Origin of the sequence: Roseburia sp. AM16-25 (assembly GCF_003473825.1) — a bacterium.
Lineage (GTDB): Bacteria > Bacillota > Clostridia > Lachnospirales > Lachnospiraceae > Pararoseburia > Pararoseburia lenta.
In genome coordinates, this window is sequence record NZ_QUCW01000003.1 from 360,966 (window position 1) to 372,863 (window position 11,898).

Annotated in this window: 8 protein-coding genes; 7 read left to right on the plus strand and 1 reads right to left on the minus strand. The window is 46.5% G+C overall.

The window, feature by feature from the left end; translation table 11 throughout:
• Positions 1 to 48 precede the first annotated feature (48 nt).
• The 4 genes from DW183_RS08955 to asnB all read left to right on the plus strand — a co-directional run bounded on the left by DW183_RS08955 (position 49) and on the right by asnB (position 6,736).
• Entirely contained in the window at positions 49 to 1,065 is a 1,017-nt protein-coding gene (locus tag DW183_RS08955; RefSeq protein WP_118281654.1) for an NAD-dependent epimerase/dehydratase family protein, read from the plus strand.
• 249 nt (positions 1,066 to 1,314) lie between these two features.
• Positions 1,315 to 3,063 (plus strand): bifunctional diguanylate cyclase/phosphodiesterase, encoded by a 1,749-nt coding sequence (locus DW183_RS08960; RefSeq protein ID WP_118281655.1) that lies wholly within the window; start codon positions 1,315 to 1,317, stop codon positions 3,061 to 3,063.
• Positions 3,064 to 3,076: 13 nt separating this feature from the next.
• Positions 3,077 to 4,777 carry an EAL domain-containing protein gene (locus DW183_RS08965; RefSeq protein ID WP_118281656.1) on the plus strand — a complete coding sequence of 567 codons (1,701 nt, stop codon included), beginning with the start codon at positions 3,077 to 3,079 and terminating at the stop codon, positions 4,775 to 4,777.
• A 96-nt stretch (positions 4,778 to 4,873) separates the two neighbouring features.
• On the plus strand, positions 4,874 to 6,736 hold the full coding sequence (gene asnB / locus DW183_RS08970) for an asparagine synthase (glutamine-hydrolyzing) (RefSeq protein ID WP_118281657.1): 1,863 nt from the start codon (positions 4,874 to 4,876) through the stop codon (positions 6,734 to 6,736).
• A gap of 86 nt (positions 6,737 to 6,822) precedes the next feature.
• Here the strand turns inward: asnB and hflX are convergent, their stop codons facing one another.
• A complete protein-coding gene (hflX, locus tag DW183_RS08975; RefSeq protein WP_243069554.1) occupies positions 6,823 to 8,127 on the minus strand; it encodes a GTPase HflX in 1,305 nt (434 codons plus the stop codon).
• 111 nt (positions 8,128 to 8,238) lie between these two features.
• Between hflX and DW183_RS08980 the strand changes: the two genes are divergently transcribed.
• From DW183_RS08980 to DW183_RS08990, 3 genes are all read left to right on the plus strand, one after another.
• Entirely contained in the window at positions 8,239 to 9,429 is a 1,191-nt protein-coding gene (locus DW183_RS08980; RefSeq protein ID WP_118281659.1) for an alanyl-tRNA editing protein, read from the plus strand.
• A gap of 58 nt (positions 9,430 to 9,487) precedes the next feature.
• Positions 9,488 to 10,702: a peptidase T gene (gene pepT / locus DW183_RS08985; protein ID WP_118281660.1), complete on the plus strand. Its 1,215-nt coding sequence runs from the start codon at positions 9,488 to 9,490 to the stop codon at positions 10,700 to 10,702.
• A gap of 278 nt (positions 10,703 to 10,980) precedes the next feature.
• On the plus strand, positions 10,981 to 11,898 hold the full coding sequence (locus DW183_RS08990) for an ABC transporter permease (RefSeq protein ID WP_118281661.1): 918 nt from the start codon (positions 10,981 to 10,983) through the stop codon (positions 11,896 to 11,898).

The following is an 11,898-nucleotide window of genomic DNA, read 5'->3' on the forward strand; positions in this document are numbered from 1 at the left end:
ACAAACAAAGAAAGAAAAATTTAAAAATAGAAAAGGAGCAGAAAGATCATGAGTAGAAAATATTTAGTAACAGGAGCAGCAGGATTTTTGGGAAGCACGGTATGCAGGCAGTTGGTGGAAGAGGGGGCTGACGTGAGAGCCTTTGTTCTGCCAAACGATCCGGCAGCAAAATATATCCCGGAGTCCGTGGAAGTCGTAGAAGGAGATCTGTGTGACAAGAAATCCTTGGAGCCATTCTTTGCCGTAGAGGATGGCGTGCACACGGTAGTCCTTCATGTGGCAAGCATGGTAACGACCAATGCAGATTACAGCAAGAAATTGGTTGACGTTAATGTGGGCGGCACCAAGAATATCATTGCAAAGTGCTTAGAGCATAAAGAATGTGACAAACTTGTCTATGTCAGCAGCACTGGAGCCATCCCGGAAGCACCAAAGGGAAGAAAAATCCATGAAGTAAAGAAATTCGATCCGGATCAGGTCGTAGGCTGGTATTCCAGAACCAAGGCAATGGCAACACAGGCGGTTTTGGATGCAGTCACGGAAAAAGGTTTAAATGCCTGCGTCGTTCATCCAAGCGGAATCCTTGGACCAAATGATTTCTCCATCAGCGAGACGACCGGAACCATCATCCGTATCATCAACGGAGATATGCCGATGGGTATGGAGGGATCCTTTAACCTGTGCGACGTCAGAGACTTGGCAGATGGTGTGATCGCTGCTGCGGATAAGGGTGTGGCAGGCGAGTGTTATATCCTTGGAAATGAGGAAGTGACCATGCGTCAACTCAGTGATATGATCGCGTCCGAGACCGGCTGCACACCGATCAAGCATTTTCTGCCATTGCCGGTAGCAAAGGGAATTGCGAAGATTGCAGAAAAGACAGCCAGCTTATCCGGAAAGAAACCGGTCATGACCTCCTTTGCCGTATATAATCTGGAGAGAAACAATACGTTTGACTATAGCAAGGCTAAGAAAGTATTAGGCTACCATACCCGCCCATATACCGAGACCATTCGTGATGAAGTACAGTGGTTACAGCAGGAAGGCAAGATCAAGACTGCGTAAATCCCGGGAAAAGAAGTAAACAGAATTTTACGAAAAAGCAAGAAAATTCTGAAAAACTCAAATTGTTTGAAATTTCTCGGGGGGGGGGTAAAACTATATCATATAATTTAAAAACGCTTGTTGAAATATCTGACAATAAATGGTAATATTTTCATGGGTTACAAGACCTTTGAGTAGGACAGCAGAGGCTGAAAATCCTTTGTGCTGCGCAGGAGGCATAACAAAGGATGAAGCACAGGAGGATATTACATGAAAGATAAGATGATTTCTCAGGAATTATTGGAGATATTGGGAGAACCCCAAGAAGCAATCACACACGAGCATACATCGGACAATGAAGGGGAAAAGGAAGTTTTCCTCTTCTTTGAGCGCGCAGCAGAATTGTTTTCTACCTGCATGAATGATTATCTATATGTTTGGGATCTGGAACATGACGTTTATTATATTACAGAGAGGGCAGTGGCACGTTTTGACCTGCCCTCTAATGTTTTCCAGAATGTAGATGAGGTGCACAAACGTGTGGTTCACCCAGATGATTATAATCTGCTACTTACAGATATGAGCGAGATGCGCAGTGGGCGTAAGTTCTGGCACAATCTGCGTTATCGCTGGATGAGTGTCAATCAGGAACCGGTCTGGATCAACTGTCAGGGGCGTACGATCCGTTCGGAGGATGGCAAAGTCTTTCTTATGATCGGCTGCATCAATGAGATCGGCGAGAAGAAAAAGGCTGACAATGTCAGCGGACTTCTGGGTGAAGTGACCTTTCAGGAGCAGATAAAGCAGTTCCATAAAATGCCGCGATGCTATATTTTACGTTTGGGGATTGATGATTTTAAAAATATCAATGAAACGCTGGGCATAGGTTATGGCGATCACGTTCTTTTTGATGTTGCTACCTGTATCACGGATTGTCTGGAACCGGGGCAGGCCGTTTATCGGATGACATCGGATGAGTTTGTGGTCTTTGATCTTATCAGTAAGACCAAAGAAGATGCCAAGGCTTTGTATAGCAATATCCGATATCATGTGGCAGAACATATCAAGGAGCACGAATATGAGGCTTTATATACCTTGTCTTGTGGGGTGATTTCTGACGCAGATTTAGAAACGCTGGACTACGAACAGATTACCAAGTTATCGCAGTTCTCCCTCAGCCGCGCCAAGGAGCGTGGTAAGAATCAGCTGGTATTCTTTGATCGAGAGGATTATGATACCTTTGTTGCCAACCGGCAGATGACGCGCAATCTGCGAAAGGCGGTTTCAAAGGAATATCAGGGCTTTGAGTTGTATTTTCAGCCGATTATGCGTGTGGGATCCGAGGAGATCTTCGCGGCAGAAGCCTTGCTTCGCTATCGCGATGCCGAGGGAACACTTATTCCACCATACCGTTTTATTGATCAATTGGAGGAAAGCGGTCTGATCGTGCCGGTTGGCAGATGGATCATTGATACCGCATTGCGGGCATGTGTGGAATGCCAGAAGATACGGCCTGATTTTAAGGTCAGCATCAATTTCTCTTATGTACAGATTTTAAAGAGTTCTGTTTATGAGGATCTGACAAGCGCAATAGAAAAATATCATTTGAAGCCGGAGAGCGTCATTGTGGAATTGACAGAAAGCGGATATTTGGCGCGCAACGCTATTGTGACAAAACTCTGGAGAAAATTAAAAGAATATGGTGTGCAGATGGCACTGGATGATTTCGGTACGGGCTATTCCAACCTGATCAACTTATCCCAGATGCAGCCGGATATCTTAAAGATCGACCGTGAGTTCACCTGCAAGGCACTGAATAGTGATTACGAACACCAACTTCTAAAGCAGATCATTGAGATGGTTCATAGCCTCAATATCAAAGAAGTGGTCGAGGGTATCGAGGAAAAGGACGAGTTAGACCGTATTACGGCGATGGGACCGGATTATATTCAGGGCTATTATTACAGTAAGCCTTGCCCAATCGACGATTTCATGGACAAGTTTATTGATAAAGAGTAGATGGAGAAGATCTATGGGGGATATAGGAAGATCTGCAGAGCAGGTAAAAGATAATACAATGCATGCCCTAGACACGACCGGTCTGTCCGATCGTGTCTTTGATGTGTTTGCAGCGACGGCCAAGAGAGGATATCTCTTCCTCTGCAATATGAAAACCAATGTGTCACGCTGGTCCAGACGTGCTATGGCGGATTTTGATATGCCGGGAGAATATATGTATGATGCCGGCGCTATCTGGGAAAAACGGGTACATCCGGACGATCTTGCCATGTATCAGGAGAGCATAAAGCGTATTTTTGATGGTACAAGCATGAGTCAGAACCTTATGTATCGTGCAAAAAACACTGAGGGCAAATACGTCATGTGCTCATGTGAGAGTGCTGTCTTCAAGAGCAAGGACGGGGAGATAGATTATTTTGCCGGTACCATTACTAATTATGGTATCATGGATGAGGTCGACAATGTGACACATCTTTCCAGCAAATCCGCCTTTTTAGAGCGCTTGGAAGAAATGACAGAGGAAGATAGGTCAACTACGGTCATGATGCTGGTCATTGACAAATTGAGCAGTATCAATACCTTGTATGGCTACCGCTTTGGAGACGAGGTGCTGCGGTTTTTCGGGGCAGAACTGCAGAAGATTGTTGGTGAACGAGGAACGGTCTATCACATGGATACGTCCATGTATGGGGTCTGCATGCATGATATGGATCGGGCACAGACCAAACTGCTCTATGAGGCAATTCGAGCCATGGCATATCGGGGGTTTGACATCGGTGACAAGCATGTAACCTGTCGTGTGCTGGGGAGCGCTGCTATTTTTGGCAATGCACATGGAGAGACAGATCGTATTACAGCCAATCTGGGTTATGCGATCGGACAGTCCATGACCATCTATCATGGAGATATTGTTTTTTACAATATGGAAAAACATAAGCATGAATTTGGCGATCGGGATATGATCGGCACGATCTACCAGCAGATTATGACTGATTTTTCCGGATTTTCCCTCTACTACCAGCCGATCGTAGATGCCAGAAATAATCGGATCATAGGTGCAGAGGCTTTGATACGCTGGCAGGATGACAAGTATGGATTTGTATCGCCAGACCGTTTTATTCCTTTTATTGAGCAGAACGCCTGTATTTTTGAACTGGGTAACTGGGTTATATGGCAGGCTTTGCAGGATGAAACAGAGATTCGTCGGATCATTCCTGATTTTATTATCAATGTCAATATTGCGGCACCGCAACTGGAACGTCCTGATTTTCATTATGAGGTGCTCAATGCTTTACATGATACCGGTTACCCGCCGCAGAATCTTTGCCTGGAACTGACGGAACGCTGCCGAGAACTGGATACTGACTTCCTGCGAGGAGAGATCGAATTTTTCCGCAGCAATGGAATACGTGTTGCTATGGATGATTTTGGCACAGGAAATGCGTCATTACAACTGATACTGGAATTACCGCTGGATGAGATCAAGATCGACCGGTCTTTTGTGCAGAATATACAGAATCATCCTATGAATCAGATCATTGTATCGGCAATTGCTGATGGGGCAAGGACGATTCATGCAGATATCTGTATTGAGGGTATTGAAGATCAGGCGCTGGAGTTGTATCTGCAGCAGTATCATCCAACCTATTATCAAGGTTATTACTATTCCAAGCCGGTGGCTAAGGGGGATTTCTTATCCTTGATTTCATCTTAGGAAACCATTATAATCGTATGGATAGATGCGCATAGACAAGCAGAAAACGTGCATACTATATTGACAGCAAATACAAGACCAAAGGAAGATTATGATATGTGTGGAATAAGTGGATTTATTGGAAGAAGCAAAGAGGATTGGGATCGAGAAGCCGTCTTAAAGAAGATGATGGACAAGATCATCCATCGTGGACCGGATCAGGAGGGCATGTATGTCAATGATCAGGTGGCGCTGGGCTTTCGCCGGTTGAGTATCATTGATCTGGATCACGGTATGCAGCCGATGTTTAATGAGACAGGGGATGTCGTTATCGTATTTAATGGCGAGATCTACAATCATCTGGAATTGCGTGAGGATCTGATTGCCAAGGGGCATGTCTTTGCTAACAATGCAGACACAGAGAGCCTGATCCACGGCTATGAGGAGTACGGTGTAGACCTGCTTTCTAAGGTGCGTGGCATGTTCGCTTTTGTGATCTATGATATGAAAAAGGATCTGGTATTTGCCGCTAGGGATTTCTTCGGCATCAAGCCGTTTTATTATACACAGCAGGATGGAAATCTGGTATTTTCATCTGAAATCAAGAGTATTCTGGCATACCCAAACATCAAGCGCGAGGTCAATGAGGCAGCCTTAGAGCAGTATATGTCTTTCCAGTATTCCGTATTGCCGGAGACCTTCTTCAAGGGGATCTTTAAGTTGCCGGCAGGACATTATATGCTCATGCAAAACGGTGAGATCGAGATCCATCAGTATTACGATCCGCTCATGCAGCCGGCAAAAGAACCGGAGTCTCTGGAAAAGACAGTAAACGAGATCGAGGAGATCGTACACGAGTCTACTATGGCGCATATGATTGCAGACGTAGAGGTCGGCGCTTCGCTTTCCAGTGGTGTGGATTCCTCTTATCTGGTGGCTGAGTTCCCGGGAGAAAAGACCTATACCGTTGGATTTTTGGATAAAGAGAGCAAGTACAACGAGATCCGTTACGCAGAGAGCCTGACGGCAGAACTCGGCAAAAAGAACATCAATAAGACCATCAGTGCGGATGAGTATTTTGACAGCATTCCAAAGGTTATGTATTACATGGATGAGCCTTTGGCAGATCCGTCCTGTATCGCACTTTATTTTGTAGATGAACTGGCAGCAAAGGACATCAAGGTTGTCTTGTCCGGTGAGGGCGCAGACGAATTTTTCGGAGGCTACAATATCTATCATGAGCCTTTGTCTTTGGCTGGTTATCAGAAACTGCCATTGGGACTCCGCAAGGGCTTGGCATCCATTGTCAAGAAACTGCCTAATTTCAAGGGCAAGAACTTTATCATTCGTGGAAGCAAGAGCGTGGAAGAACGCTTTATCGGCAATGCCAATCTTTTCTCTGTGGAGGAGCGTGAGGAGATCTTACAGACCAAACTGACCCATGTGACACCACAGGAGTTGACGGCACCTTACTATGAAAAGTGCAAGGGCTTGAATGACATTGCAAAGATGCAGTATATTGATATGAACTTCTGGCTGCAGGGGGACATCCTTCTGAAAGCGGACAAGATGAGTATGGCACATTCTTTGGAGGCACGTGTTCCGTATCTTGACATCAGGGTATTTGAATACATAAAGAATCTGCCGATCGATTATCGTGTGACAGATGAGGCAACCAAGAGAGCCTTTCGTATTGCGGCAAAACGCCATTTGCCGGAGTCGACGGCAAATAAAAAGAAACTGGGATTCCCGGTTCCGATCCGTGTGTGGTTGAGAGAACCGAAGTATCTGCACAGGGTTGAGGAGGCATTTTCTTCGGATGTAGCGGCACAGTATTTCGATCAGACCCTTTTGACGAAACTGCTGGCTGACCACAGAGATGGCAAGGCTGATAACAGCCGCAAGATCTGGGCAATCTATGTATTCTTAGTATGGCACAAGATCTATATTGAGTCTGATGAGGTAGACATTCCGGCATAGGATGAAAATAAAAGACCCGACATTCTGCTAAGCGTTATGGCGCTGACAGGTTGTCGGGTCTTTGTTTGTATGACAGAAAATGCTGCTTATCCGATGCGGTAGGACGCGACCTCCTGCATAAGGGCATGATCTTTGGCGGATGGTGTGAAGGTGACCTGCATATAAGTGCCGTCATTTTGGTATTCCGTCTTGGCGACTTCGCCGGCTTCCGAGATTCTGTGCACAAGCGAACCCTGGCTGTAAGGGATCAAAAGTTCCATGGTCACAGGCTTGCCAAAGAGGTTGGATAAGATCAAGTCGGCAAGGGCATCCATGCCAAGGTCTGCACCGGCTGCCATATGGATATGGTTTCCGGTAACGATCGGAAGATCATGAGCAAACTGAGGCAGGCGGTCTGCCTTGTTGTAGGCGATGATCATAGGAATATCGCCGGCACCCAGATCATTTAAGGTATCCTGGGTCACGCGCATATGCTCGCGGTAGTAAGGATCTGATACATCCACCACCTGCAGCAAAAGATCTGCACCGATCGCCTCCTCCAAGGTGGAGCGGAAGGCATCGATCAGATGATGGGGAAGTTTATCAATAAATCCCACGGTATCGGATAGGTAAAAGGCAGGCTTGCCGGGAATGGTGATCTTGCGCACCGTAGTATCCAAGGTGGCAAAGAGCATATCTTCCTGCAAGACTTTTTTGTGGGAGATGTCTGTGATCTCATCATTGCCGTAGTGCGACAGCATGGCGTTTAAAATGGTGGATTTGCCTGCATTGGTGTATCCGACCAGAGCCACGGATGGGGTCTGGGAAGCGTTGCGGCTCTTGCGCTGGGTCACCCTTTGCTTTTTGATCGTCTGGAGTTCTTTTTTACACTCAGTAATGCGGTGACTGATATGTCTGCGATCCAGTTCCAGTTTCTTCTCCCCGGCACCTTTGTTGGAGCGTGATCCACTGCCGCCGCCCTGCCTTGACATGGCGGTTCCCATACCGGATAAACGAGGCAGAAGATATTGGAGTCTTGCCAGTTCTACCTGTAATTTGGCTTCGCGGCTGCGCGCTCTGGACTGGAAGATCTCAAGGATGAGTGCTGTGCGATCCAAGATGGGAAGTCCGATCTCGAGGTTTAAGTTGCGTGCCTGCGATGGGGATAAGGCATTGTCAAAGATGATAAGGTCTGCATCCAAATTGGCAGCAGCCTCCTTGACCTCGTGCACCTTACCGGAACCGATATAGAGCGCCTGGTGCGGGGCATCCAGGGATTGTGTGATGGTAAAGACCGGCGCAATATCACATGCCTGACAAAGACTTTCCAGTTCTTCTAAGTTGTGTTCAAAAGAAGATCCGTCATTTAATTGTAAGCCAACGAGAATGGCTCTATCTTTTTCTTCGTTCATGTTTTGTGTTCTCATTTCTTTTTTGTGTCTTTTATCATACCATAAATCCCATGCTTGTGCTATGATAGGATATTATGTGGCGTAAAAGCCGGATATCTGTGAGGTGATCGAATGGAAAAAACAAAATGTTTGTATGATAAATTCCCATATGAGACGGAGTTTGATGCCAATGTCCTTGCGGTAAAGGCATTGAAAGAGGCACAGGATCGTTACGAAGTGATTCTGGATCAGACCCTCTTTTTCCCGGAACAGGGGGGACAGACACCGGATCAGGGATGGTTGTCTGTTGGACACGGACTGCGCCCGGCTACTAAGTGCGAAGTCTTGGATGTGCAGATTCGGGACGGTGTGATCGTGCATGTCATAGAACAGAAGTTGGAGCCGGGAGATCAGGTGCATGGACAGATCGATTGGGATTATCGCTTTTCCAACATGCAGCAGCACACGGGAGAACATATTTTTTCCGGTATCGTGCATTCTACCTTTGGCTATGAAAATGTGGGATTTCATCTGAGTGATTCCGTGGTGACCATGGACTTTGACGGCGTCTTGTCCCCGGAGGATGTGACGGCGATCGAAACGCGGGTCAATCAGGTGATCGCGGATGATCTGGTCTTGGAGATCGCTTTCCCGACACCCCAGATGCTAGAGAGCATGGAATACCGCAGCAAAAAGGAATTGGAAGGTCAGGTGCGGATCGTTACGATCCCGGGAGTTGATGTCTGTGCCTGCTGTGCGCCGCATGTCAGACGTACCGGAGAGGTCGGCGGACTCAAGGTCATGCATGTGCAGAATTATAAGGGCGGTGTGCGGATCAGTATCTTATGTGGCTTCCGTGCGTTGGATGCTTTTCGGCAGAAGACAAAGACTGTGGATGAAATGATGGGATTGCTCAGTTCATCGGAAGAAGAACTGAGAAGTCATATCAAGCGTTTACAGACAGAAAACCAGAATCTGGCGTATGCCCTCAGGCAGGCACAGGAGAAGATTCTGGCGCAGGAGGCAAAAGGTCTGGATGCGGATGCAGAGGATGTGGTCCTTTTTGCGGATGCCTGTGATAGTAAGGCAATGCGCAGCATCGTCAATGACATGGTAAAAGACCATGCGGGCTACTGTGCGATCTTTGCGGGCGGTGATGAGCAGGGATATCAGTTCATCGTGGGAAGCCGGACGAAAGACTGCAGGCAGGAAGCCGCGCATCTGCGGGAGACTTTCGATGCCAGAGGCGGTGGCGGAACGCAGATGATCCAGGGAAGTGTCCGGGCAGCCAAGGTACACTTGGCAGAAAACTGGATGGCTTAGTTTTTTGATAGAAAAAATAGATAAAATCAGATAGCATAAACGAGTGGAGGATAAAAAGATGAAAAGAGCCTATGAAAGATTGTTAGACTATGTCGTGGTATATACGACAAGTGACGAAAAGAGCCAGACTGTGCCGTCAGCAGAAAGAGAGTTTGATCTTGCGCACAAACTGGTGGCGGAGATGAAGGAGATCGGCATTGCAGATGCCCATGTAGACGATAAGTGCTATGTCTATGGTACCCTTCCGGCGACGCAGGGCATGGAGGATAAGCCGGTGATCGGCTTTATTGCGCATATGGACACGGCACCGGATTTCTGCGGACAGGGAGTTAAGCCTGTCTTACATGAAAATTATGACGGTGGGGATGTCGTGCTTGGCAAGAGCGGCAGGACTTTGTCCGTCAAGGATTTCCCACATCTGAAAAATTATGTGGGCAGAACCCTCATCACGACCGATGGCACAACTTTACTTGGCGCAGACGACAAGGCGGGCATTGCAGAAATCATGACGGCAATGGAATGTATTGTGGCAGACAAGATCCCGCACGGCAAGATCTGTATCGGCTTTACCCCGGATGAGGAGATTGGCGAGGGGGCAGATGCTTTCGATGTGGCGCATTTTGGCGCAGACTATGCCTATACCCTGGATGGTGATCTGGAAGGCAACATTGAATATGAGAACTTTAATGCTTCCGGTGCCAAGGTAACCGTGCATGGCAATAATGTGCATCCGGGCAGTGCGAAAGATATCATGGTCAATTCCCAGACTCTTGCCATGGAATTTCACAGTATGCTTCCGAAGGAGGAGGTACCGGAAAAGACAAGCGGATACGAAGGTTTTTATCATCTGACCGATATGCAGGGAGATGTGGAAAAAACGGAACTTTTATATATCATTCGTGATCATGATCTGGATAAATTTCACGCCAAGGAAGAAAATATGCGTCGTATTGCCAAGAAATTAAATGAAAAATACGGACAGGGAACAGTGGAACTGGAGATTAAGGAGTCTTATCGGAACATGCGCAGTCAGATCGAAGGATGTATGGAGATCATTGACTGGGCAAAGGAGGCCACCAGAATGGCTGGTCTGACACCAAAGACGGTTGCCATCCGCGGAGGCACAGACGGCGCCAGACTTTCCTTTATGGGCTTGCCATGTCCGAATCTGGGTACCGGCGGTTATGGATTTCACGGTCCTTATGAACACATTACCGTTGAGGGGATGGATGTCTGCACAGATATTGTGTGCAATATCGTAAAAAGTGTATAAATATACCATTTAATAAGAAGAAACTGGTAATAAATGAATAGATATACAGTTTGTGAATATTATGGAAATCCTGCGGGGCAAAAAGTCCCGCAAACGCCGTAAATACGCGAAAAAACAAATATGTTGAAAATATGAAAAGCATGAAAATTTGGTGTAGACTTTAGCACAACACTGTGCTATAATAACCCTCGATTGAACGCAATGGGGCGGAAGCGAAACGCTGTTTTTGCGTTCTTTTTAGGTATTAAGATTTACCTTGGAAGGAGAAAATTAACAAGATGTTAAAGTACATTGTAAAGAGAATAGCGCTTGCAATTGTAACGATCTGGGCAGTAGCCACACTTACTTTCTTCCTGATGAACATGGTTCCTGGTGGACCATTCCTTTCAGAGAAAGCGATCAGCCCGCAGGCAACCGCAGCGCTTGAGGCAAAATATGGCTTGGACAAGCCATTAGGTGAGCAGTATGTCACTTATATTTCAGGGGTAGCTCACGGAGATTTTGGTGACAGTTTAAAACAGAGAGGGCGTACCGTCGCAGGTATCATTCAGGCGAAGTTCCCGGTATCTGCAAAGATTGGTGGGATTTCTGTATTGGTTTCCCTGATACTTGGGGTACTGCTTGGAAGTATTGCGGCATTAAAACGTGGCAAGTTCCTCGATAGTCTGATCAGCGTCATATCGACCATGGGTATTGCGGTGCCGAGTTTCGTTATCTGTACCGTGCTGATGTATTTCTTTGGTGTGAAGTTCAAGATACTTCCTACCATGGGACTTTCTTCATGGCAGAACTACATTATGCCGGTCGCAGCATTGGCATTTTACCCGACAGCATATATCATGAGACTGATGCGTTCTTCTATGCTTGATGTATTAGGACAGGATTACATGCGTACAGCAAAGGCAAAGGGTCTTTCCGGTAAAGTACAGTTGTTTAAGCATGCACTTCGTAATGCTATCTTACCGGTAGTTACCTATGTAGGACCTATGCTTGCTTACACAGTAACCGGTAGTTTCGTAGTTGAGAAGATCTTCACGATCCCGGGACTGGGCGGTGAATTTATCGGAGCCATTCAGGGACGTGACTATACACTGATCATGGGAACAACAATCTTCCTTGCAACCCTTATCATTGTCATGAATGTGGTTGTAGATATCGTGTATAAATTGATCGACCCACGTATTACACTCAAGTAA